Raw genomic sequence first — 24,649 nt, forward strand, 5'->3', positions numbered from 1 at the left:
ATCAGCGCGACGTGCGTTCGATCCCGACGTCGACTACGCCGTACGTGCTGATGCTGGAACCCTGGCTGTACTGATCGCGCGAAGTCGTACAACCTGCCAAGGCCCCGCCCACGCAAGCCAAACCGGCCGCCCACAGCGCGGCACGCTTCCACCAAGTCATTTCTCTCATAGGTCGATTCCTTTCAGGGGGCGGTCGAAAGCCGCTCAGCGAGCACCGTGTTGTATGCGCGGACCATCCCCGGGATCAGGAACATGTCCACCAGCACCCAAAGCCCGCCGATGACGGCCAGCACCCAGCCTGCGGTGTTACCCATGTCACGAAATGCCAGCCATGTGCCCCCGATGTTGGCAATGGCCTGTGCGATACCGCTGCCCGGCCGCTTCAGATAGAAGCGATGTGCCCCAAGAAAGCCCAACAGAAACCACCAGAGGTAGGCTACGCCCGAACTCTTTTTCTGGGCGTCGTACAGCATGATTTCGCGAGCGGTTTGATTCATGGCATGGGCTGAAGCGGGAATAAGCTGTCAGACACTAGCACGCATCCCGCGTTCCATGTCGCCTCTCGATTACATGCTGGCGAGCTTGGCCTCAGCCTTGTCCGTCCACAAACGCATTTCCGCGAGCAACGACGATGGCGAGAACGAGCAGCTTTCCTCGCCAAACGACACCGCCATGTCCAGCCGCTGCAGCAAGGAACGCCGCACCTGGTCGTACGCCGGCGGCAAGACCGCCAACGGCGCGAGCACTGCATCGTCGCGCCACTGGTTGAGCAAGCGCGGCAGGTCGGGCGACTTTGCGTGACGATCAAGCGCGTCGCGCAGTGTCTGGAGGGATTCGGCGGTTGTCATGCACGGGCCTTCTTTTCACGGTACAGCTCGCGGAACGTTTTACCCGCAGGGGCCGGCATGTCTCGTGTATCGGTCCACCCCTTTCCGACGGGCAGCGAATGGATCAGCTTCTTATCACCGCCCATCCAGCGCAGCACGCGTGCGGCAACCCAGGTGCCGGCCGAGTACAGTGCCGGTCGCCGAGCCATGAAGCCCCACATGCGCAAGCCAAGGCGCTCCGATTGCGGGCGCAGTTCGCGCTCCATTTGCTTCTCGCGCAGCGTGCGCAGCAAATCCGACAACGGAATGGACGCAGGGCACACGCGATTGCATTCGCCGCACAGCGTGGCCGCTTGCGGAAGGTCCAACGCGTTCGACAGACCAACGTAGCTTGGCGTCAGCACGCTGCCCATCGGGCCCGGATACACCCAGCCATAAGCATGACCTCCGATCTTCTGATAGACCGGGCAATGGTTCATGCACGCGCCGCATCGGATACAGCGCAGCATCTCCTGGAATTCGCCACCGATCAGGCCGCTGCGGCCGCCGTCGACGATGACGAAGTACATATGCTCGGGGCCATCCTTCTCGCCGGGCGCCCGCGGGCCAGTCAACAGCGAGAAATAGTTCGAGATCGCCTGCCCTGTGGCCGATCGCGGCAGCAAGCGCATGACGGTCGCCAGATCTTCGAGCGTCGGCAGCACCTTCTCGATGCCCGTCACGGCAACGTGCACGCGCGGCAGGATCGTGCACATGCCTTCGTTGCCTTCGTTCGTGACGATGGCAACGGAACCCGTCTCGGCAATGATGAAGTTGCCGCCCGTCACGCCCATGTCAGCGGACAGAAACTGGGGCCGCAGCACTTCGCGGGCCTCCCGCGTCATCTCAGGAATGTCGGTCAGGCGCGGCTTGTTGTGCGTCTTGGCGAAGAGATCGGCGATCTCCTCCTTGTCCTTGTGCACCACCGGCGCAATGATGTGCGACGGCGGCTCGCTGTCGTTGATCTGCAGGATGTACTCGCCCAGATCGGTCTCGATGCTCTGCACGCCCATCTCGCCGAGCACCTGGTTCAAGCGCATCTCTTCGGTCACCATCGACTTGCTCTTGATGACCTTCTTGACCTCGTGCTTGCGAGCAATTTCTGCGACCAGGCGCGCGGCATCGGCCGTGGTTTCGGCAAACAGCACCTTGGCGCCACGGCGCGTGGCCTCTGCCTCGAACGTGGCGAGCCAGACGTCGAGGTTTTCCAGCGCGCGGTTGCGGCGCTCCTTCAGCGCTTCGCGCGTGGCCGGAAAATCGATCTCTTGGATGGCCGCCGCGCGTGCGGTGACGAACTTGGTCGAGAGCTTGGTAAGGTTCTGTTGCAGGCGCTTGTCGGCGAGCTTCTGCCCGGCGCGCGCCTTGAATTCCATGCTGCGGACTTGCATGCGATTGCGTCTCCGTCGTGTTCTTGGCGTTGCGATTTACGCGTCGCCGGCAAGGACTTGCGCGATGTGCAGCACACGCGTCTGCGTGTCGCCCGTTCGGCGCAGCCGGCCTTCGATGTTGAGCATGCAGCCCACATCGCCGAGCACCACTGCATCGGCGCCGCTGGCCTTGATGTTGGCGCACTTCTCATCCGCGATGGCGGTGGAGATATCGCCGTACTTGATCGAGAATGTGCCGCCGAAACCGCAGCACGCTTCGCATGCGGGCATCTCGGTCAACTGCACACCCTCCAGTTTGCCGAGCAGCTCTCGCGGCTGTGTTTTCACGCCCAGCTCGCGCAGGCCAGAGCACGAATCGTGGTACGTGACGTGGCCGTGAAATTGGGAATCGAGCGTTTCGACCCGTGCCACGTTGACAAGAAAGTCCGTCAATTCATATACACGCGGCGCCAGGCGCTCGTAGCGGCCCGCGAGCTCCGGATCGTCTCGAAAGAGATCGGCGTAGCCCTTGCGGATCATGCCGCCGCACGAGCCAGACGGGATGACGACGTAGTCGAACTGCTCGAATTCCTTGAGCGTTTTCTCCGCCAGATCGCGCGCCAGCGGCCGATCGCCAGAGTTATAAGCGGGCTGACCGCAGCAGGTCTGCGCGGGCGGCACGACAACGTCGTAGCCGGCCTTTTCCAGCAGCTTAAGCACCGAAAACCCGATGTCGGGCCGCATCAGATCAATGAGGCAAGTGACGAACAAACCTACGCGCATGGGAGTCTCTTGTGTTCTGCGGGAAGCCGCCATTATGCGCTCGCTGCCATGTGCGGCGCGACCCTCAAGGCACAGAACTTCCTCATGTCAGTCGTGAGTGCGCTTCACGAGGCCCGTCAAGCACAGTTGCCGGCCGACCGAGAAAATCCTCAAAAATACCGGGAATCATGCGTCGGGATGGTGCGCATTTTCACATCGTGGGATAGAATTTTGCATCGCATCCGCAACCCACTGCACCCATGGCAGAAGCAGACAAGGACCCCGGCAAGACGTCCATCCAGGTCATCGAACGCATGATGATGCTGCTCGACGCGCTTGCCGATCACGCAGATCCGGTCAGCCTGAAGGCGCTCTCCGCCAGCACCGGCCTGCACCCGTCCACCGCGCACCGCATCCTGAACGACATGGTGGCCTGCCGCTTCGTCGATCGCTCCGACCCAGGCAGCTACCGTCTGGGCATGCGTTTGCTGGAGCTCGGCAACCTCGTCAAGGCACGCCTTTCGGTGCGTGAAGCGGCCCTCGTTCCGATGCGCGCCTTGCATCGCCTGACCGGCCAAACCGTCAACCTCTCGGTGCGCCAGGGCGATGAGATCGTCTACATCGAACGCGCATATTCCGAGCGCTCGGGCATGCAGGTGGTGCGCGCAATCGGTGGCCGCGCGCCGCTGCATTTGACTTCGGTCGGCAAGCTATTCCTGGCTGCGGACGAAGTCGGCCGTGTGCGGGCCTATGCCACGCGTACCGGTTTGTCTGGTCACACTCGCACCTCGATCACGGACTTGCCCAAGCTCGAACGCGAACTCAACTGGGTACGCACCAATGGCTACGCACGTGACAATGAAGAACTGGAACTCGGCGTGCGCTGTATCGCTGCCGGGATCTACGACGATTCGCGGCGGCTGGTAGCAGGTCTGTCGCTGTCTGCGCCGGCAGATCGGTTGCAGGAGAGTTGGCTCGACAACCTCAAGGACACCGCCCTACAGATCTCCAAAGGCATGGGCTACACATACGAAGGGGACGCCGTGCGCGCAGAGTGAGCCGCCGGTTTTGCCCAACAAAAAAGCGCGTTCGATGACGCGCTTTTTTGTTGGATGATGCCGTGATTCAGGCGCCGTGCTGCTCCGAAGCCAGCACGGTTGCCGGCTGCGTCGACACAGGTACATTCCGCAACGGCGCAGCAGCTTGCGTGGCCGGCTCGATGTGCGGGTTGCGCTCCAGCCAATTGCGCACGCGTGTGGCGTCTGCAAAGCGTGTGAGGTTGCCAGCCGAATCAAGGAACACCATCACCACGTTGCGGCCATGCACGTTGGCCTGCATCACTAGGCAGCGGCCTGCTTCGTTGATGAAGCCGGTCTTCTGCAGACCGATATCCCACTCGCCGCCACGCACCAGACGGTTGGTGTTGACGTAGTGCAGCGTGCGGCCGTTGGCGTTGACCGTGTGCTCAGGGGTGGTGGTGAATTGACGAATGAGCGGCACCTTGTAGGCAGCCATCACGATCTTGGCGAGGTCCTGTGCGCTCGACACATTGCTGCTCGACAAACCGTTCGAATCTACATAGTGCGTGTCGTTCATGCCCAGCTCATGCGCCTTGCGGTTCATGGCGGCAACGAATGCCGGACGACCGCCTGGATAGTTGCGGCCCAGCGCTGAGGCTGCACGGTTTTCCGACGACATCAGCGCCAGCAGCAGCAGGTCTTCACGCGTGAGCATCGTGCCGAAGCGCAGACGCGAGCCGGTGTTGCGCTCGTAGTCACGATCTTCATCGGTGATTTCAAGCAGCTCGTCCATCGGCTGATGAGCGTCGGTCACGACCAACGCAGTCATCAGCTTGGTGATCGAGGCAATCGGCAACACAGCCGACGAATTCTTCTGGAACAGCACTTCGCCGTTGTTCTGGTCCATCACCAGCGCGACGGAGGAACGCAGCGCCAACGCATCGGGCGTCGAACGCAGACCCATCGCTTCACCAAGCGTCGGGGATGCCGGCACGAACGACGCACGCACCGGACGTGCACCGCGCTCGACCATGATCACGCGGCGCTTGCCTTTGACGGTGACGATCTTGCGGACTTTAGTGGAGGCGACCTCATCGCTGCTCGCCGCCGCGACTTTGGCGCTGGCCTTGCGATTGACGACGGTCTTACCCTTGGATTTGACTTTGGCTTTCTTGCTGGCAGCGGGCTTTTTGTCGGTCGTGGCGGCGTTGGCCACGGTAGCGACGGAGACGGCAGCGAGCGCGACGGTCATCAGCGAAACGAAGCCGAGACGTCGAAAAAATGAGGAAACAGACCGTGACATGGTTCGATCACCCGCGCGTGAGATGGCGCAAGTGTAGGCAAAAACAAAATTCTTAGCAAGATGAAGGACTTAGCTCACGGCCTTAAAGTTTGACCTCGGGAGCCTTATCATTCGGTCATCATTTCGACGCAATTGTCTGCTGGGGCAGTGTTCCAACCGCGAAGAAAGTTGCGCAAGCCGCACATGACCAGCGGTGCGGAATCAGCGCCGGAATCTGAGAGCGTACCCCGTGAATTCCGTCGTGCATGCCAACAATCACGGTTTACAACCAGCTCCAACACTTCCTCACAACACGCGCACGTCGCACGCTGAGTCGCAGATCAAAGTCTAACGACGGATCGGCCGTATCTGTTGACATAATTCGACGACTTTTCTCCGCCAATTCTCGCTTTGCACGAAGATGTGCGCTGTAGCGTGCAGGCGATCGCGCGATGACGACGTCAATCGAGGAAGCGAGTGAAGTCAGAGACAGGTGCGCGCTCGGTGATGAGCGTGTTCTCGACGGCAGCGAGATTCGCATAACCCATCGACATGCCGCAGACGACCATCTCATCATCGGTCAGCGCGAGATGCTCGGCGATGATCCGATGGAACTGCGTGAAAGCGGCCTGTGGACACGTATCGATGCCACGAGCACGCGCCCCCACCATCACGGCTTCCAGAAACATGCCGTAATCGAGCCAACTGCCCTGCTCCATCACACGGTCAATCGTGAAGATGATGCCAACCGGAGCATCGAAGAAGCGGAAGTTGCGCGCGTGCTGCGCGTGCATGCGTTCCTTGTCGGCGCGCTCGATACCGAGCAAGCCATAGAGATCCCAACCGACCTTGCGACGCCGGCTCTGGTACGGATCAATCCACGTACGCGGGTAGTACGGATACTCCTCTCGATGCAGCGTATCGACCTCCGGATGGTCATACGCCGCCAACACGGACTCGGACAAGCGCGCCTTCGATTCGCCCGTCAGCACATAGACCTTCCACGGCTGCGTATTGCTGCCGGACGGCGCACGGCGCGCCACGTCTAGGATCGCTTCGATGTCTTCGCGGGCAACGGGCGTCGGCAGGAACGCGCGAACGGATCGGCGCGAAGTGATTGCCTGATCGACGAGTTCGACTTCTGCGAAGGTGGGACGTCGGTCGGTCATGGCGAAGCGGAACATTCAAGCGGTGATATTGGACGCAAGCGGCTCAAGCACGGCACGCAGCGCATCGGGCAACGGCACCGGCCGACGTGTTTCGCGGTCGACGTAGACGTGCACGAAATGGCCCTGCGCGGCGGCCTCTTGCGCGTCGCCGCGGAACAGGCCCACCTCATAGCGCACGCTCGTGTTGCCCAGGCGCGCAACGCGCAGCCCCGCCACCACGAGATCGGGAAACGACAGCGGCGCGAAGTAGTTGCACTGCGTCTCGATGACGAGGCCGATGGTGTCGCTGCGCTCGGGGTTCAGGACGCCCTGCTCGATCAGGTAGGCGTTCACCACGGTGTCGAAGTAGCTGTAATAGACGACGTTGTTGACGTGGCCGTAGACGTCGTTGTCCATCCAGCGCGTGGTGATGGTGTGGAAGTGGCGATAGTCGTCGCGCGTCTGGCGTGGCGTGCTCATGGGCAGCGGGCAGGTGACGGTGGAAAGTGATCAGGATACGCCAGCCGCTAAACCTCGGTCACTTGCGGATGACGAGCGCCACACCACACGCGGCAATCACCATGCCCAGCGCTGCGAGCGGCGGAAAACGTTCACCCAAAAGCGCCCAGGCCATCACGGCGGTCGTCGGCGGTGTGAGATACAGGAGCGACGTCACCTTGGTGGCCGCGCCTTTACGGATCAGCACAAACAGCAAGGAGATCGCGCCGATCGACAGCGCCAGCACCGACCAGACCAGCGAGCCGATCATCGGCAGCGTCCAATGCACCTCGCGCGTCTCAAACAGAAACATGAACGGCAGACACAGCAGCGCCGATGCCCCGAACTGGATGCACGCGCCCATCCGCAGGTCGAACACCGGGCAATGGCGCTTTTGATACAGCGTGCCGACGGTGATCGACAGCAACGCGCCCACACAAAGCGCAAGCGTCGTCACGCCGACGCCCGCCAGATGCAGCTTATTGGCCACGACCAGACCCACGCCTGCGATGCCGCACAGCAGCCCCGCCCATTGTCGGCCCGACACGCGCTCCCCACGCATCGAGACATACAGCGCGGTCAGAATCGGCTGCATGCCGACGATCAGCGCCGTCATGCCTGCCGGCATGCCGAGCTTGACCGCTGCCCAGACGCCCGCCAAGTAGCCCCATTGCATCAGCAAGCCGGCCACAGCGATGTGGCCGATGGTCGCCCAGTCGGTCTCGGCCGTGCCGGCGCGGCGTGGCAGCGGCACGCGCGCCAGCCATACCAGCGGCAGCAAGCACACCAGCACGCCAACGAAGCGCAAAAACAGGAACGTGATCGGCTCGGCGTACGGCATTCCGTACTTAGCCACGATAAAGCCCGTGCTCCAGATCAGCACGAACAGCCACGGCATGGCGACGAAAAACAGGGAGCCGCGCGCTGAGGCTGGCGCGACGGAAGACGCTGGGGTCATGCGGAAAGCGGCAGAGAGTTCGATGCGGCGGCAGCCTCGTCGCGAGCTGCCCAACGCTGTGCGTGCCGGGCAGCCAGCGCGATGGTCTGCGCATGGACGGCCACGGTATCGTCGATATTGTTGCCGTAGCCGCCCGCCATGGTAACGGCAATCGGTATGCGACGTTGATAGGCGAAGTCGAAGACTTCCTGATCGCGCCGGGCCAGACCCTGCAGGGTCAATTTGAGCCGGCCGAGGCGATCGCCTTCATGCGGATCCGCGCCGGCCAGATAGATGATCAACTGCGGCTTGAAGCGCCCGACCAGGATGTCGAGTGCGCCAGTCAGCGCCTGCAGATAGTCCTCGTCGCCACAGCCATCGTGCAGGCCGATGTCCAGATCCGACGCTTCCTTACGGAACGGGTAGTTCTTCTCGCCGTGCAGTGACAAGGTGAAAACAGTGGCGTCATCGCGCAGGATTGACGCCGTGCCGTTGCCCTGATGTACGTCCAGATCAATGATGGCGACCGGAAAATCCGCCGGCGACCTGCCTGATTGGCGCTGCATCCAGCGCGAGGCGATGGCTGCGTCATTAAATACACAGAAGCCACCGCCCTTGTCCGCATAGGCATGGTGTGTCCCGCCCGCCAGGTTGACGGCAATCCCATCCGCCAACGCGGCTTCGCTTGCGGCCATCGTCGCACCGGCCGAACGGCGGCTGCGCTCCACCATTTCTGGCGACCAAGGGAAACCGATCTCGCGCTGGCGCGCCGGGTCAAGCCGACCGGCGCTTACCGCCTCAACATATTCGGGCGTGTGCGCCAGCAGCAACGCGTCGTCCTCGGCGCGCGGCGCCTCATCCAGGGACAACCCCGGCACGTCGGCCAAAACCCGTGCCCGCAGGTCGCTGTACTTGCGCATCGGGAACCGATGGCCCGGCGGCAGCGGCAAAACAAAATGGTCGGTGTAGAACGCCCGCATGTGAATAACAAATCGCAACGCAACAAAAATGGCACTCGGGCGCATCCTAACCTACGCTGCACTCGTGTGTTTTTTGAGACGGAATTACCGCCGGAAGTGGTCAAATGCATTTCACCTGCACCACGGACGCGCATTTTTCTGCCACAAAAAATTACGCCAAACGGTTGGTCGCGCAATTCCTGTGCACGAAAAATCAACGAATTCTGATTTTTGTGCGATGCACAAATGGCGCTTGACACTGGTTTGACATTCAACAACAATGAAATTGTTGCGATGCACCATCCATAATTTGATCGCGATGTCGCCTGGAAGGCCCGACGCTGACCGTCATGCTTTGTACATCTGGGCGATCTAAATTTTCATTTTGATTCCCCGACCCACCTTTGTATTTGGAGAGACAACATGCTGACTCAGGAACAGATCGCTGCGGCGCACAAGGCCAACCTGGAAACGTTCTTCGGCCTGACCAACAAGGCATTTGAAGGCGTCGAAAAGCTGGTCGAGCTGAACCTGCAAGTCGTCAAGGCTACCCTGGCCGAGAACGTCGAACACGCCAAGAAGGCACTGACCGCCAAGGACGCTCAAGAGCTGCTGTCGGTGCAAACCGCCGCCGTGCAGCCGCTGGCTGAAAAGGTTCTGGCTTACAGCCGCCACCTGTACGAAATCGCTTCGGACACGCAAACCGAATTCAGCAAGGCTGCTGAAGTGCAAATCGCTGAAAACAGCCGCAAGCTGCAAGCGCTGGTCGACAACGTGTCGAAGAACGCTCCGGCCGGTTCGGAATCGGCAGTTGCCCTGGTGAAGTCGGCTCTGTCGGCCGCCAACAACGCCTACGACTCGGTGCAGAAGGCTACCAAGCAAGCTGTGGAACTGGCTGAAAGCAACTTCCACGCTGCTGCAAACGCTGCCAGCAAGGCAACCGCCCAAGCATCCGCCCAAGCGCGCGCTGCTACCGGCAAGAAGTCGGCAACGACCGCTGCCTAAGCGCTAAGCTGCTGCAGTTACCTGCTTGTTCAAGCGGGCCTCCTCCGGGAGGCCCGTTTTGTTTTGGCTGTCGAGCCACTCCTCCAAACGCGTCGTTTGCGCGCATTTGCGCGGAACCCAAATGCGCGGGCGGTGGTCCATTCAACCGTGTTCGTTCGATTGTCTCCTCGGTCCTGCTATCGAAACCTGTCCTCAGTGGTGATCAGTGGGTACCTTTAGCCCGGCTTCGGCCGGGTTTTTTGTGTGCATGGGAAACGTCTCGCTCTTCAAATTGCGAACTTTTACACGCAGCCGACGCTCCATTCTGTATTGCGGTTCGCCGCCCCCCTCTCCTTCCCAATGTCTCGCGAATCCATGGCCAAGCGAAGTCTGATCGTCGCGGCTGCGCTTATCCTGCTGTTAGAAGAGTGGATCTGGAACGTCATGCAGCGGGTAACCGCCCGTCTGGCGGCGCATCCCTGGGTCCAAGCGGCGGAGCGGAAGTTGGCGCAGCTGGAGCCCATCGAAGCCCTCTGCGCCTTTGCCCTGCCAATGCTCGCATTGCTTCCGTTCAAGCTGGCGGCCGTCTACGTGCTGGCGCGGGGCCATCTCATTGCAGGCGCCATAGTTCTGGTCGCAGCGAAAATCGTCAGTACGGGGCTGGGCGTGCGCATCTATTCCGCCGTTCGGCCACAGTTGCACACGATCGCGTGGTATGCGCGCTGGGAATCCGCGTTTCTGGCATGGAAGCAGCGCATGATTGCCGCCCTGCAGGCAACCCCGACCTGGCAAGCGCTTCAGGTGCGAATTGCCGTCTGGCGCGCCCGGCGGCATGGGTTAATGCAACAGATATGGCGCCGCCTGATCGCGGCGGTGCGCCTGCTACGTCGGCATCGGCGCCGAACCGAACCTCGACACTGACCGGTCAACGATCACGCCAAAGACAAAGGGCCGCCCAATCGAGCGGCCCTTCTCTTTGTCAGCCAGACTTCGAAGTTGGCTCTAAAATCTGGCAGTTAATTGCAGTTCAACGCTTGCGAGCCGGCGGCACGTCCGTGCAAACGCCTTCGTAGATTTCTGCAGCCATACCCACCGACTCACCCAGCGTCGGGTGCGGGTGGATGGTCTTGCCGATATCCACAGCATCCGCGCCCATCTCGATGGCCAGGCAAACCTCGCCGATAAGGTCACCCGCATGCGTGCCGACGATGCCGCCGCCGATGATGCGGTGGGTTTCCTCGTCGAAGATGAGCTTGGTGAAGCCCTCGTCGCGACCGTTGGCAATCGCGCGGCCCGATGCAGCCCAGGGGAACACGCCCTTGCCGTACTTGATGCCCTGCGCCTTGCACTGGTCTTCGGTCAGGCCTGCCCAGGCCACTTCCGGATCGGTGTAGGCGACCGACGGAATCTGCTTGGCATCGAAATACGCCTTTTCGCCGTGCGCAGTTTCGGCCGCCACATGGCCTTCATGCACGGCCTTGTGTGCCAGCATCGGCTGACCTACGATGTCGCCGATCGCGAAGATGTGCGGCACATTCGTGCGCTGCTGCTTGTCCACATCGATGAAGCCGCGGTCAGTCACGGCCACGCCGGCCTTTTCCGCGCCGATACGCTTGCCGTTTGGCGCGCGGCCCACGGCCACCAGCACCATGTCATAGCGTTGCGGCTCGGCTGGTGCAGCTTCGCCTTCGAACTTGACGTAGATGCCGTCCGGCTTGGCTTCCACCCCGACCGTCTTGGTCTTGAGCATGACCTTGTCGAAGCGGCTCTTGTTCATCTTGTCCCACACCTTGACGAGGTCGCGGTCAGCGCCCTGCATCAGGCCGTCGAGCATTTCCACCACATCGATACGGGCACCCAGCGTGCTGTACACCGTGGCCATTTCCAGGCCAATGATGCCGCCACCGATAACCAGCATCTTGGCCGGCACTTCGCGCAGCTCCAGCGCGCCGGTCGAATCGACGATGCGCGGGTCTTCCGGAATAAACGGCAGCTTCACGGCCTCGCTACCCGCAGCGATGATCGCCTTGGCGAAGCGGATGACCTTCTTCTCACCGGTGGTCGCTTTGCCGGCGCCATCCGTCAGCTGGACTTCCAGATGGTTCGGATCGAGGAACGTGCCGACGCCGCGCACGACTTGCACCTTGCGTGCCTTGGCCATGCCGGCCAGCCCGCCCGTCAGCTTGCCGATGACGGATTCCTTGTGCTTGCGCAGTTGGTTGATATCAACCGTGGGCTCGCTGTAGACAATGCCGTGCGCAGCCATCGCCTTGACTTCGTCCATCACGGCGGCCGTGTGCAGCAGCGCCTTCGACGGGATGCAGCCCACGTTCAGGCAGACACCGCCCAGCGTGGAGAAACGCTCGACCAGCACGGTGTTCATGCCCAGATCCGCGCTGCGGAAGGCTGCCGAGTAGCCGCCCGGGCCGGAGCCGAGGACGAGCATGTCGCATTCGATGTCAGCGCCGCCGGCGTGCTTGGCGGCTTGCGGTGCGGGAGCCGATGCTGCCGGTGCGGCAGCAGGCGCCGCGGCCGGAGCCGGTGCTTGAGCAGGCGCCGGAGCAGCAGCAGCGCCGGCTTCCGCCGTCGCGATCACCGTGCCCTTGCTGACCTTGTCGCCCACCTTGACCTTCACGTCGACGATCTTGCCGGCCACGTCCGACGGCACTTCCATGCTGGCCTTATCCGATTCCAGCACGATCAGCGACTGCTCGGGCGCCACGGTATCGCCCGCCTTGATCAGCACTTCGATGACTTCCACTGCATCGAAATCGCCGATGTCCGGCACCTTGATTTCCACCACGCTCATTCCTGACTCCTTGTTCTTGTCGTCGGCACCCGGCATCGCCCGGGCCCGCTGACGCTTTTCAATCCTGCAGACGGACTGTGTGCACTTCGATCGGGCCGCCCGAACTTTTGTCGAACTCCACACCTGCGGACACGCCCACCTGTGCAACGTCCGCCGCCGACTTGCCCGGCATATCGAACACCGCCGACATGGCTCCCAGCGCAAAGTTGCGCCCCGAGCCGATGCCCCAGAAGCGGTCGAATGCAAACACTTCGCGGTACGAATAGACGCCGTAGATGCCGGTTGCGTTGGCGATCAGGCAGGTGATCTGCGACGACTCGTATGGGTCGTCGTCGTCTTCCTTGGTGTTGACGAAATACTCGTCCTTGAGCTTTTCATGCACCTTGAGGAAGGTCCGGAAGACGTCGTCGCGCGTGCCGAGGCGGCACTCATCGGCCAGCCCCGCCAGCAGGCTCCGCATGACCGGGAAGTGGGCCGTCGTGCCCGCCAGAGCGATCAGCGAATCGCCTACCTGGAATATCTTCTGGTTCTGCTCGTAGCCGCGCGCCAAGCGTGTATCCCCGAACGTCACCAGTGAATCGGCCGCAATCGCTACTTCGCCGTCTTTCTTGACCACCACGCACGTCGTCATGTCGTCCTCGCCATCAGTCCACTGACCAGTCCGCCGACCGCTGCAAACCCAGCCGGGCCGGCACGCACAGGCCCGAAGCCAGATGCGTGCCGGGCCCGTATGGGCTTACAGGCTAACGCGGCGGAAGTCCGCCAGCACGCTGGCCAGATACGCGTTGAAGCGCGCAGCCTCCGCGCCGTCGATCACGCGGTGATCGTACGACAGCGACAGCGGGAGCGTCAGGCGCGGCACGAATTGCTTGCCGTCCCAAACCGGCTTCTGATAGCCGCGCGACAGGCCCAGGATGGCCACTTCCGGTGCGTTGATGATCGGCGTGAAGTTCGTGCCGCCAATACCACCCAGCGACGAGATCGAGAAGCAGCCGCCCTGCATCTGGTCCGGCTTGAGCTTGCCTTCGCGGGCAGCCTTCGACAGGTCCGCCATTTCCTTGGCGATGTCGATCAGGCCCTTCTTGTCCGCATTGCGGATCACCGGCACCATCAGCCCGTTGGGCGTATCGGCGGCAAAGCCGATGTGGAAATACTGCTTGAAGACGAGGTTGTCGCCGTCCAGGCTCGCGTTGAAGGTCGGGAATTTCTTGAGCGCACCAACGACTGCCTTGATCACGAACGCCAGCATCGTGAACTTCACGCCGGCCTTTTCGTGGTCCTTGTTCATCTGCACGCGGAAGGCTTCCAGCTCGGTGATGTCCGCTTCGTCATTGTTGGTGACGTGCGGAATCATGACCCAGTTGCGGTGCAGGTTCGCACCCGAAATCTTCTTGATACGCGACAGTGGCTTCGGATCGATCGGGCCGAACTTGGTGAAGTCGACCTTCGGCCATGGCAGCAGGTTCAGCTCGCCACCGCCAGCTGGTGCACCCGCTGCAGCCTTGCCCGGCGCCGCGGCCTGGCCGCTCATCACGCCCTTGACGTAGCGCTGCACGTCTTCCTGCGTGATGCGGTTCTTCGGACCCGTGCCACCGACGAGGTTGACGTCCACGCCAAGCTCACGCGCGTACTTGCGCACCGAGGGGCTTGCATGGGCAGCCTTGCCGACCGTACCAACGGTATCTGCGGTGTACGTAGCGGGCGCTGCGGCCGGAGCAGCTGCGGGCGCAGCCGCAGGGGCCGGGCTCGGTGCAGCGGCAACCGGTGCGGGTGCCGGAGCTTGAGCCGGTGCGGGGGCAGCAACTGCGCCGCCTGCGCCTTCCAGCAAGACGATCAGCGTGCCTTGCGACACGGCATCGCCAACCTTCACGCGGATTTCCTTGACGACACCAGCGGCCGGGGACGGCACATCCATTGTGGCCTTGTCCGATTCGAGCGTGATCAGCGACTGCTCGGCTTCCACCTTGTCGCCCACCTTCACGCTGATCTCGATGACCGGCACGTCGGTATAGTCGCCGATGTCCGGCACTTTCACCTCAACCGTACCGCCACCCGCAGCAGCGGGCGCGGAGGCCGGTGCTTGTGCGGCAGGTGCGGGCACTGGCGCAGCAGCGGCCGGAGCCGGTGCGGGTGCAGCCTGGGGCGCCGGGGGCGGCGCGGCAGCAGCGCCCTGCTCTTCGAGCAGCAGCACCAGCGAGCCTTCCGACACGGTGTCGCCCACCTTGATCTTCACTTCCTTGACGACGCCGCTCTTGGGCGAGGGCACGTCCATGGTCGCCTTGTCCGACTCCAGCGTGACCAGCGAATCTTCGGCGTTGACGGTATCACCCGCCTTGACCAGCACTTCGATCACCGGGACGTCTTTGTAGTCGCCGATGTCCGGCACCTTGATTTCTACGACTTGACTCATTCTTCTGTCTCCAGAGGGTCTGGCGGCGAGAGCTTCCGGCGGTGGACACGCATTGCCCCGCAGGCTACCGCATCGTGCAGGCAAATGCACGCTGCGGAAAGTCTGTCGGGGCGGTGCCCGGCCGGGACGCAACCCACGCGCCCGGCGGCTCCGTTATACGGTCATCGGGTTGGGCTTGTTCGGATCGAGGTTGTACTTCTTCAGTGCCTCGGCCACCTTTTCGCGCGGCAGCACGCCTTCGTCGGCGAGCGCCTTGAGCGACGCGACCGTCACCCAGTAGCGATCCACCTCGAAGAAGTGACGCAGCTTCTCGCGGGTATCCGAGCGGCCGAAGCCGTCGGTGCCCAGCACCACGTAGCGACGCGGCACAAAGGCGCGGATCTGCTCAGCGAAAGTACGAACGTAGTCGGTCGATGCGATGACCGGACCGCGTGCGTTCTTGAGCAGCTTCTCGACGTGCGACTCGCGTTGCGGCTCGGTCGGGTTGAGCAGGTTCCAGCGTGCGATGGCGTTGCCTTCACGGGCCAGTTCGGTAAAGCTCGGGCAGCCCCACAGATCGGACTCAACGCCCCAGTCCTTCTTGAGCAGCTCGGCCGCGGCAATCACTTCACGGAAGATCGTGCCCGAACCCAGCAGTTGCACGCGCGGTGCGTTGCTGTTCTCGACGCCCTTCTTGAACTGGTACATGCCCTTGATGATGTCGCCCTCGACACCCGCCGGCATTTCCGGGTGCTCGTAGTTCTCGTTCATCACCGTCAGGTAGTAATAGACGTCTTCCTGCTCGACATACATGCGGCGCAGGCCGTCTTGCATCACCACCGCCAGTTCGTACTGGAAGGTCGGGTCATACGAAATGCAGTTCGGGATGGCGGCGTGGTACACGTGCGAATGGCCATCTTCGTGCTGCAGGCCTTCGCCGTTCAGCGTGGTACGGCCAGCGGTGCCACCCAGCAGGAAGCCGCGCGAGCGCATGTCGCCGGCGGCCCAGCAGAGGTCGCCGATACGCTGAATGCCGAACATCGAGTAGTAGATGTAGAACGGGATCATCGCCACGCCATGCGTCGAATACGACGTGGCGGCGGCAATCCAGTCGCACATGGCGCCCGCTTCGTTAATGCCTTCCTGCAGCACCTGACCCGTCTGCGATTCCTTGTAGAACATCAGTTGGTCGTGATCCTGCGGCACGTACTTCTGACCTTCCTGGTTCCAGATACCAACCTGGCGGAACAGACCTTCCATGCCGAACGTGCGCGACTCATCGGGCACGATAGGCACGACGTGCTTACCGACGTTCTTGTCCTTCAGCAGGATGTTCAAAATGCGCACGAAGGCCATCGTCGTGGACACTTCGCGGCCTTCGCCGGTGGCTTTGAGCAACGCATCGAACGCGGCGAGCGCCGGAATCTGCAGCGGGTCGGCCTTCTGGCGGCGGGCTGGCAGGTAGCCACCCAAGTCCATGCGCGCCTTGCGCATGTATTCGAGCTCCTTCGAGCCTTCTTCAAACTTGACGTACGGAACGTGCTCGAGCTGGTCGTCGGCAACCGGAATATTGAAGCGATCACGCAGCTTGCGGATGGCGTCCACCGGCATTTTCTTCTGCTGGTGGGCGATGTTCATCGCTTCGCCGGCTTCGCCCATGCCATAGCCCTTGATGGTCTTGGCGAGAATGACGGTCGGCTGGCCCTTGTGGTTGCTTGCCGACTGGAATGCCGCGTAGATCTTGTGCGGATCATGGCCGCCGCGGTTCAGCGCCCAGATGTCGTCGTCGGACCAGTCGGCCACCATGGCCTTCAGTTCCGGCGTGTTGAAGAAGAACTCGCGCACATAAGCGCCGCTCTTCGACTTGAAGGTCTGGTATTCGCCGTCGACGCATTCCATCATGCGGCTCATCAGCAGGCCCTTCGTGTCGCGGGCAAGCAGTTGATCCCAGCGGCTGCCCCAGATGACCTTGATGACGTTCCAGCCAGCGCCGCGGAATTCCGATTCCAGCTCTTGAATGATCTTGCCGTTACCGCGCACCGGACCGTCCAGGCGCTGCAGATTGCAGTTGATCACGAAGACGAGGTTGTCCAGCTTTTCACGGCCGGCCATGCCGATCGCGCCCAGCGATTCCGGCTCGTCGGTTTCGCCATCGCCCAGGAACGCCCAGACCTTGCGGTTTTCCCAGTTCTGGATCAGGCCGCGGCTGGCCAGGTACTTGGTGAAGCGCGCCTGGTAGATCGCCATGATCGGGCCCAGGCCCATCGACACGGTTGGGAATTGCCAGAAATCCGGCATCAGCCACGGGTGCGGGTACGACGAGATGCCCTTGCCGTCGACTTCCTGGCGGAAGCTGTCGAGTTGCTCCTCGCTCAGACGCCCCAGCAGGAAAGCACGCGAGTACACGCCCGGCGCCGAGTGGCCCTGCACGAAAACCATGTCGCCGCCGTGCTTGTCCGACGGGGCGTGCCAGAAATGGTTGTAGCCGACGTCATACAGCGTGGCCGCCGAAGCGAACGACGAGATGTGGCCGCCGACGTTGGTGTCCTTGTTCGCACGCAGCACCATCGCCATGGCGTTCCAGCGCGTGTACGAGCGGATGCGGTGCTCGATTTCCTGGTTGCCGGGAATGCGGTCCTGGTTCTCGACCGGGATCGTATTGATATAGGGGGTTTCTGCGTGCAGCGGAGACGTCACGCCGTTAATGCGCGCGTATTCGATCTGCTTGTCAAGGAGGAACGCCGCGCGTTGCGGGCCTTCCGCGCCGATGACGCCTTGAAGCGCCTCCAGCCATTCCTTGGTTTCCTGGGGATCAACGTCGCTGGCGCTCGTGGCACCCAGGACTTGTTCTGGTACGGCCGACATGGCGGTCTCCTTGGTAGCAGTAACGATAGTTGCGTCTCTTGTGAGGCGCCCCACAGCCACGCGCGTTTGCACGCACGCAAGGGGCCACCCCGACTTTTGCGCTGATTCTATGGGCACCCACAAACGCAGCACAAGCGGAATTTTCAAATTGCGATATGGTTTTTTATAATGTGGAATATTGCCGCAACGCAAAACAAATCACTTTTGACATTGCAGTGCAGCATTTTCTGAGCGAACAAGACAGCTCACCAATCGGTTTCCCCAAGCGACCCGTAAGTTGATTGCCGTTACACTTGGTTTTGCGCAGTTGCACAGATGCCCACTCCTTTACCTCCGCAGAATTCCGGCGTTCGTCCGCCCATCATGCTTGTCCCCTCCCACGCTTCGCAGGACCCGGCCGCCCAGTCCGAGCCGCCAACGCCTGCTGCGCCTGCTCCCATTTCCGCAAACGCGTCTGAATTGCCTTCAGACGAAATCGTGCGCCCGAACATGCCCCGCCGCCTGTGGCTGACGCGCCTGGGCCGGCTGTGGTCGACCAACTGGTTCATGTTCATCCCGCTGGTGGCAATCGTCCTGTTTGCCGGCGCGATGATTTTCATCCTGTATCAGTTGCACGCCACCGAGGTGCAGCAGCAGCGCGATGCCCTCTACCGTGATGCCGCCTGGGCCGAGCAGAAGGTGCGCCTGTCCCTGCAAAGCAATCAGGATCAAGTGGCCGCCCTGGCGCGCGATATCGGTGCCGCGCAGCTTGATCCGAGCGCCTACCGCGATGCCGCCCGCCAGCTCTTGCGCGAGAACCCTGAACTGGTCTTCATCAACTGGCTCGATGCCACGCGTCGCCCGCGCTGGGCGTTCCCGGCCACCTCCGAGTTCACCGCGCGCGTGCGCGAAACGCGCGACCATCCGCTCGAGCCCGAAATCCAGTCCGCCTACGACGCCGCCCGTGAAACGCAGCGCGCCGTCTATTCGCGCCCCATCCAGAACGAGCGCGGCGAGAGCTTCATGCTCATGGAAGTGCCGATCGTGCGCGACAACGAATTCCTCGGCACGGTGGGCGCCATGTATTCGGTCACGGGCATCCTCACCCAACTGCTGCCGGGTGAGCTGACGGACCGCTACCGCTTTTCCCTGGTCGACAAGAACAACGTGATCCGCGCGAGCACGTCGTTGCGGCCGGTACCCAAGGCGGCCGCATCGTACGAGGTGCTTCTGGATCCGCCAGGGCATTCGCTATCGCTGCGGGCCGAGGCGTATCCGGCACCGTCCAATCTGCCCAACAACATGCTGATGTGGCTGGTGGCCGGCCTGTCGTGCTTCGTGATCTGGAGCCTGTGGAGCGTGTGGCGCCACACCAGCCGCCGCTCAGAAGCGCAGCGCGCACTGCTGGCGGAAACGTCGTTCCGCCGCGCCATGGAAAACTCCATGGTGATCGGTATGCGCTCGCTCGACCTCAACGGCCGCATCACCTACGTGAACCCCGCGTTCTGCCGCATGATCGGCTGGACCGAGGCCGAACTGGTCGGCCGCATGCCGCCATTCCCGTATTGGCCGCCCAACGAGATCGGCGAGATGCAGAAGCACATCGAACTGACCCTGCGCGGCAAGGCACCTGCCAACGGCATGGAATTGCGCATGATGCGCCGCGATGGCACGAGCTTCTATGCGCGGATGTACGTCTCGCCGCTCATTGACGCACGCGGCCGGCACACCGGTTGGATGAGCTCCATCACGGACATCACCGAGCCCAAGCGCGCCCGCGAAGACCTGGCTGCCGCGCACGACCGCTTCACCACGGTGCTGGAGAGCCTTGACGCGGCCGTGTCGGTGCTGTCGACCGACAAGGCCGAGCTGCTGTTCGCCAACCGCTATTACCGCCAGCTTTTCGGCTGGGAAGCGTTCGGCCACCTGCAGCTCTCCGGCAACGACGTCAACACGGAAGACGTTTCCAGCGATGCACTGGACCTGGTGGATGCCTACGCCGGCCTGCCAGCCTCCGAACTGACCCCGCACGCGGCAGATGCACGTGAAATCTACGTGCCATCAATGCAGAAGTGGTTTGAAGTTCGGCGCCGCTACATCCAGTGGGTCGACGGCCACCTCGCGCAGATGCAGATCGCCACCGACATCACCGTACGCAAGGCCGCTGAAGAAATGACCCGCCAGCACGAAGAACGCATCCAGTTCACCAGCCGCCTGACGACGATGGGTGAGATGGCCTCGTCGCTGGCACACGAACTGAACCAGCCGCTGGCTGCCATCAACAACTACTGCATGGGTGCGGTCGGGCGCCTGAAGTCCGGGCGGAGCACGCCGGAAGAGCTGATCCCGGTGCTGGAAAAGACCTCCGCCCAGGCCGTGCGCGCCGGCACCATCATCCAGCGCATCCGCGGCTTCGTGAAACGCAGCCAGCCGCAACGGCGCGAATCCGACCTGCGCGATATCGTGGCCGACGCGGTGGGTCTGGCCGAACTCGAAGCCACCCGCCGCGGCATCACCATCCTCACGCGCCTGCCGGGCGATCTGCCGCATCTGTATGTCGATCCGGTGCTAATCGAGCAGGTGCTCGTCAACTTGCTCAAGAACGCCGCCGAAGCCATGGCCGCCCACCCGCGCCTGCGCGCCGCCAGCGTCCTGCGCCTGCACGCCAACCTGATCAACGACCCGGAAAATTCCGTGCTGATCGAGGTGATCGACCAGGGCCCGGGCGTGGACGACAGCACCAAGGAGCGGTTGTTCGAACCGTTCTTCAGTACCAAATCCGACGGCATGGGCATGGGGCTGAATATCTGCCGCTCCATCATAGAATCCCACCTCGGCAGGCTTTGGGTAGAAAACAATGCCGATGGCATCGGCTGTACGTTTAAAATCATCCTGCCGCTGAATCCGCTGTAATCGTTTTTAAAACATAGAACGTAGACCGAGGACTCCTCCATGAGCACAACGCCCGCCGCAGTTGCGCCGCGCAACGAAACCGTGTTCGTCGTCGATGACGATGAAGCCATGCGTGACTCGTTGACGTGGCTGCTCGAAGGCAACGGCTACACCGTCCGCACCTACCGCAGTGCCGAAGAATTCCTGGTCGACGACAAGCGTGGCGAAGGCGTCGGCTGTCTGATCCTCGACGTGCGCATGCAAGGCATGAGCGGGCCCGAGCTGCAAGATCGCCTGCTGGCCGAAAACAGCCGCATGCCGATCGTTTTCGTCACGGGCCACGGCGACGTGCCGATGGCCGTGTCGACTATGAAAAAAGGCGCGGTCGACTTCATCGAAAAACCGTTCGACGAATCCGAACTGCGCGAGCTGGTTGAACGCATGCTCAGCAAGGCCCGCAGCGAAGACTCTGTCGCCCGCGAGCAAAAAGCCGCCAAGGACCTGCTCGGCCGCCTGACCACACGCGAGCAGCAAGTGCTGGAGCGTATCGTCGCCGGCCGTCTGAACAAACAGATTGCCGACGATCTGGGCATTTCCATCAAGACGGTGGAAGCGCACCGCGCCAACATCATGGAAAAGCTCAACGTGAACACGGTGGCAGACCTGCTGCGCCTGGCCCTGTCGCGCAACGCCTGATTGGCCGCAGGGATGGCCAAGTGCCCATCAGGGCGATCAGGGCGGCTGGAAGGAAGGCGGCGATTTATAATCGCGGTTTGCCCTCTCCCTCCTCCGCCCAGCCATGACCGCCCAACTCATTGACGGCAACGCGCTTGCCAAACAACTCCGTGCCGAGGCCGCGCAACGCGCTGCCGCCCTGACAGCGCGTGGCCACCAGCCCGGCCTCGCCGTGATCCTCGTCGGCGAAGACCCGGCCAGCCAGGTCTACGTGCGCAACAAGATCAAGGCGTGCGAAGACAACGGCTTTCTGTCCAGCTTCGACCGCTACCCCGCTGACCTGTCCGAAGCCGACCTGCTCGGCCGCATCGACGCGCTGAACCGCGACCCGCGCATCCACGGCATCCTGGTCCAACTGCCGCTGCCCAAGCACATAGACAGCCACAAGGTGCTCGAAGCCATCGCGCCCGAGAAGGACGTCGATGGTTTCCACGTGGCCAATGCCGGTGCCCTGATGACGGGCGCCCCGCTGTTCCGCCCCTGCACGCCGTACGGCTGCATGAAGATGTTGGAATCGATCAACTATCCGGTGCGCGGCGCCAATGCGGTGGTGGTCGGCGCCTCGAACATCGTCGGCAAGCCGATGGCGATGCTGTTGCTGCAAGCCGGCGCCACCATCACGATCTGCAACAGCAAGACGCGCGACCTGGCCGCGCACACGCGTGAGGCCGACATCATCGTCGCCGCCGTGGGCCGCCGAAACATCATCACCGCCGACATGGTCAAGCCGGGCGCCGTCGTCATCGACGTGGGCATGAACCGCGACGATGCCGGCAAGCTGTGCGGCGACGTCGACTTTGCTGGCGTCAAGGAAGTCGCTGGCTACATCACCCCGGTGCCGGGCGGTGTCGGCCCCATGACGATCACGATGCTGCTGATCAACACCCTGGAAGCAGCCGAGCGCGCCGCTGAAGGAGCCGCGCTGGCGGCGTAAGCTTCACCTTGATCCAGTTGGAAACGGAAAAAGCGTCCCCACCTCTTGGATCGGACGCTTTTTTTGTCCCCCGAATTTCTCTACCGAGCCTGCCATGACCGACATTTCGCCCAAGGTTGCCACCCCGGCCAACAATCCGCTGCTCGATTTTTCTGGTCTGCCGCGCTTTGCGGACATCCGCCCTGAACACATCACGCCGGCCGTCGACGTGTTGCTTGAACGTGCTGCATCGGCGGTCGCGCAGGTCAAAGACCCCGCCACGCCTGTGAGCTGGAACACCGTCGTTACCGCACTGGAAGACGCGACCGAGCCGCTGGGCCGCGCCTGGGGCATCGTCAGCCACCTGAGCGCCGTCGCCGACACGCCGGAGCTGCGTGAGGCCCATGCCGCCAATCTGCCCCGCGTGACCGAGTTCTGGTCGGGCCTGGGTCAGGATCTGGAACTGTTCGAGAAGTACAAGGCCATTGCCGACAGCGCGGAATACGCAACGCTGTCGCCCGCCCGCAAAAAGCTGCTTGAGAACGAACTGCGCGGCTTCCGCCTGGGCGGCGCGGAACTGCCCGAAGACCAGAAACCGCGCTTTGCGGCCATTCAGGAACAGCAGGCGCAACTGACCAAGGCCTTCAGCGACCATGTCCTGGATGCGACTAACGCCTACGCGCTCGTCATCGACGACGAAGCCCGCCTCGCCGGTCTGCCCGACGACGCCAAGCAGGCTGCGCAAGAAGCGGCACGCCGCGACAATCCTGACGCGACTGGCTGGAAGTTCTCCCTGCATTTCCCGTCGTACTTCCCGGTGCTGCAATACGCAGATGATCGCGCGCTGCGCCGCACGATGTACGAAGCCAACGTCACGCGCGCGTCCGAACTGGGCGCTCAGTACGGCGGCGGCAAGGCCGAGTGGGACAACACCGCCAACATGGCCGAACAGCTCACGCTGCGCACCGAAGAAGCGCACATGCTCGGCTATCGCAATTTCGGCGAGGTATCGCTCGTGCCGAAGATGGCCGATTCGCCCGAAGACGTGCTGCGCTTCCTGGGTGAGCTGGCCGACCGCGCCCGCCCGTTTGCCGAGAAGGATTGGGAAGAACTCCAGGCATTCGCCAAGACCACGCTCGGCATCGACAAGCTCGAACCGTGGGACATGGCCTACGCGTCGGAAAAGCTGCGCGAGGCACGCTACGCATTCTCCGAGCAGGAGGTGAAGCAGTATTTCCCAGAACCCGCGGTGCTGGACGGCCTGTTCAATGTTGTGCAGACGTTGTTCTCGGTGAAAATTCAGCCGGAGGCGGCCGAGGTATGGCACCCGGACGTACGCTTTTTCCGTGTCGAATCTGCCCAAGGTGAGCTGCTCGCACAGTTCTACATCGACCTGTACGCGCGCGAAGGCAAGCGTGGCGGTGCGTGGATGGACGACGCACGTGGCCGGAAGCTGCTGGGCGAAGCGGGCGTGCAAACCCCGGTGGCCTACCTCACCTGCAACTTCTCCGGCCCGGTTGGCAACAAGCCAGCGCTGTTCACCCACGACGAGGTCATCACCCTCTTCCACGAGTTCGGTCACGGCCTGCACCACATGCTCACGCAAGTGGATGAGCTGGGCGTGTCGGGCATCAACGGGGTGGAATGGGACGCGGTGGAGCTACCGTCGCAGTTCATGGAGAACTTCTGCTGGGAATGGGAAGTGCTTTCGCGCATGACGCGCCATGTGAATTCCGGCGAACCGCTGCCGCGCAAGCTGTACGACAGCATGCTCGCCGCGAAGAACTTCCAGAACGGCATGGCGACGCTGCGCCAGATTGTGTTCTCGACGTTCGACATGCACCTGCACACGGACTTCGATCCCAAGGGCACGATGTCGGTGCTGGAGCTGTCGCGCCAGATCAACAATCGCTTCCACGTGGTGCCGCAGGCCGAGCTGTCGCGCTGGCCGAACACGTTCAGCCACATCTTTGCGGGCGGCTATGCGGCGGGCTATTACAGCTACAAGTGGGCCGAGGTGCTGTCGGCAGATGCCTATGCGGCATTTGAAGAGGCCAGCAAGCTGGGCGGCTCGGTGCTCGATGCGGAAACTGGCGCACGCTATCGCCGCGAAGTGCTGGCCGTTGGTGGCAGCCGACCGGCCATCGACTCGTTCACGGCTTTCCGCGGCCGCGCGCCGAGCATCGATGCACTGCTGCGCCATGGTGGCATGATGTCGGAAGCCGCGTAACTGTCCGCTCCGCCG

At 62.5% G+C, this 24,649-nt stretch carries 21 protein-coding genes; 7 read left to right on the top strand and 14 right to left on the bottom strand.

Annotation, left to right across the window (positions count from 1 at the left end; translation table 11 throughout):
* Position 1: 1 nt before the first annotated feature.
* From NKG59_RS18160 to NKG59_RS18180, 5 genes are all read right to left on the bottom strand, one after another.
* Entirely contained in the window at positions 2–169 is a 168-nt protein-coding gene (locus tag NKG59_RS18160; RefSeq protein ID WP_253539654.1) for a hypothetical protein, read from the bottom strand.
* Positions 170–182: 13 nt separating this feature from the next.
* Positions 183–497: a TM2 domain-containing protein gene (locus NKG59_RS18165; protein WP_232042933.1), complete on the bottom strand. Its 315-nt coding sequence runs from the start codon at positions 495–497 to the stop codon at positions 183–185.
* 69 nt (positions 498–566) lie between these two features.
* Positions 567–848, bottom strand: coding sequence for a hypothetical protein (locus NKG59_RS18170; RefSeq protein ID WP_252691474.1), 282 nt, complete (start codon positions 846–848; stop codon positions 567–569).
* Positions 845–2,254 carry a LutB/LldF family L-lactate oxidation iron-sulfur protein gene (locus NKG59_RS18175; protein WP_045202970.1) on the bottom strand — a complete coding sequence of 470 codons (1,410 nt, stop codon included), beginning with the start codon at positions 2,252–2,254 and terminating at the stop codon, positions 845–847. Before NKG59_RS18175 ends, NKG59_RS18170 begins: the two co-directional genes overlap by 4 nt.
* A 36-nt stretch (positions 2,255–2,290) precedes the next feature.
* Positions 2,291–3,016 carry a (Fe-S)-binding protein gene (locus tag NKG59_RS18180; RefSeq protein ID WP_045202971.1) on the bottom strand — a complete coding sequence of 242 codons (726 nt, stop codon included), beginning with the start codon at positions 3,014–3,016 and terminating at the stop codon, positions 2,291–2,293.
* Positions 3,017–3,255: 239 nt separating this feature from the next.
* On the opposite strand from NKG59_RS18180, the gene NKG59_RS18185 reads away from it, so the two are divergent.
* Positions 3,256–4,053, top strand: a complete 798-nt coding sequence (locus tag NKG59_RS18185; RefSeq protein ID WP_045202972.1) for an IclR family transcriptional regulator — start codon at positions 3,256–3,258, stop codon at positions 4,051–4,053.
* 67 nt (positions 4,054–4,120) lie between these two features.
* On the opposite strand, the gene pbpG is transcribed toward NKG59_RS18185, so the two are convergent.
* The 5 genes from pbpG to NKG59_RS18210 form a co-directional block, all read right to left on the bottom strand.
* Positions 4,121–5,317 (bottom strand): D-alanyl-D-alanine endopeptidase, encoded by a 1,197-nt coding sequence (gene pbpG / locus NKG59_RS18190; protein WP_253539657.1) that lies wholly within the window; start codon positions 5,315–5,317, stop codon positions 4,121–4,123.
* A 440-nt stretch (positions 5,318–5,757) separates the two neighbouring features.
* Entirely contained in the window at positions 5,758–6,465 is a 708-nt protein-coding gene (locus NKG59_RS18195) for a nitroreductase (RefSeq protein WP_253539660.1), read from the bottom strand.
* A gap of 15 nt (positions 6,466–6,480) precedes the next feature.
* Positions 6,481–6,924 carry an acyl-CoA thioesterase gene (locus tag NKG59_RS18200; protein ID WP_253539663.1) on the bottom strand — a complete coding sequence of 148 codons (444 nt, stop codon included), beginning with the start codon at positions 6,922–6,924 and terminating at the stop codon, positions 6,481–6,483.
* 58 nt (positions 6,925–6,982) lie between these two features.
* The gene (locus NKG59_RS18205) at positions 6,983–7,900 is read right to left on the bottom strand and encodes a DMT family transporter (RefSeq protein ID WP_253539666.1); all 918 of its coding nucleotides are present in this window, start codon (positions 7,898–7,900) and stop codon (positions 6,983–6,985) included.
* Positions 7,897–8,904, bottom strand: coding sequence for a histone deacetylase family protein (locus NKG59_RS18210; protein WP_253539669.1), 1,008 nt, complete (start codon positions 8,902–8,904; stop codon positions 7,897–7,899). The genes NKG59_RS18205 and NKG59_RS18210 overlap by 4 nt, the downstream gene beginning before the upstream one ends.
* Positions 8,905–9,261: 357 nt before the next feature.
* Here NKG59_RS18210 and NKG59_RS18215 point away from each other — a divergent pair, with 357 nt between their 5' ends.
* Entirely contained in the window at positions 9,262–9,843 is a 582-nt protein-coding gene (locus NKG59_RS18215; protein WP_024975535.1) for a phasin family protein, read from the top strand.
* Between the two features lie 339 nt (positions 9,844–10,182).
* Positions 10,183–10,743 (top strand): hypothetical protein, encoded by a 561-nt coding sequence (locus NKG59_RS18220; protein ID WP_253539672.1) that lies wholly within the window; start codon positions 10,183–10,185, stop codon positions 10,741–10,743.
* 106 nt (positions 10,744–10,849) lie between these two features.
* On the opposite strand, the gene lpdA is transcribed toward NKG59_RS18220, so the two are convergent.
* The 4 genes from lpdA to aceE form a co-directional block, all read right to left on the bottom strand.
* Positions 10,850–12,631, bottom strand: a complete 1,782-nt coding sequence (gene lpdA / locus NKG59_RS18225) for a dihydrolipoyl dehydrogenase (RefSeq protein WP_253539675.1) — start codon at positions 12,629–12,631, stop codon at positions 10,850–10,852.
* A 58-nt stretch (positions 12,632–12,689) separates the two neighbouring features.
* Positions 12,690–13,262, bottom strand: coding sequence for an Ntn hydrolase family protein (locus NKG59_RS18230; RefSeq protein WP_252691464.1), 573 nt, complete (start codon positions 13,260–13,262; stop codon positions 12,690–12,692).
* Positions 13,263–13,367: 105 nt separating this feature from the next.
* Positions 13,368–15,041 (bottom strand): dihydrolipoyllysine-residue acetyltransferase, encoded by a 1,674-nt coding sequence (aceF, locus tag NKG59_RS18235; protein WP_253539678.1) that lies wholly within the window; start codon positions 15,039–15,041, stop codon positions 13,368–13,370.
* Positions 15,042–15,194: 153 nt separating this feature from the next.
* Positions 15,195–17,885 (bottom strand): pyruvate dehydrogenase (acetyl-transferring), homodimeric type, encoded by a 2,691-nt coding sequence (gene aceE, locus NKG59_RS18240; RefSeq protein ID WP_253539681.1) that lies wholly within the window; start codon positions 17,883–17,885, stop codon positions 15,195–15,197.
* A 363-nt stretch (positions 17,886–18,248) separates the two neighbouring features.
* Between aceE and NKG59_RS18245 the strand changes: the two genes are divergently transcribed.
* From NKG59_RS18245 to NKG59_RS18260, 4 genes are all read left to right on the top strand, one after another.
* Positions 18,249–20,777, top strand: a complete 2,529-nt coding sequence (locus tag NKG59_RS18245; protein WP_253539684.1) for a PAS domain-containing sensor histidine kinase — start codon at positions 18,249–18,251, stop codon at positions 20,775–20,777.
* A 39-nt stretch (positions 20,778–20,816) separates the two neighbouring features.
* Positions 20,817–21,452 (top strand): response regulator transcription factor, encoded by a 636-nt coding sequence (locus NKG59_RS18250; protein ID WP_024975528.1) that lies wholly within the window; start codon positions 20,817–20,819, stop codon positions 21,450–21,452.
* Between the two features lie 103 nt (positions 21,453–21,555).
* On the top strand, positions 21,556–22,425 hold the full coding sequence (gene folD, locus NKG59_RS18255) for a bifunctional methylenetetrahydrofolate dehydrogenase/methenyltetrahydrofolate cyclohydrolase FolD (RefSeq protein WP_009240794.1): 870 nt from the start codon (positions 21,556–21,558) through the stop codon (positions 22,423–22,425).
* A 94-nt stretch (positions 22,426–22,519) separates the two neighbouring features.
* Entirely contained in the window at positions 22,520–24,634 is a 2,115-nt protein-coding gene (locus NKG59_RS18260; protein ID WP_253539687.1) for a M3 family metallopeptidase, read from the top strand.
* The last annotated feature ends 15 nt before the right edge of the window (positions 24,635–24,649 follow it).

Source organism: Ralstonia chuxiongensis, from assembly GCF_024158925.1.
Classification (GTDB): domain Bacteria; phylum Pseudomonadota; class Gammaproteobacteria; order Burkholderiales; family Burkholderiaceae; genus Ralstonia; species Ralstonia chuxiongensis.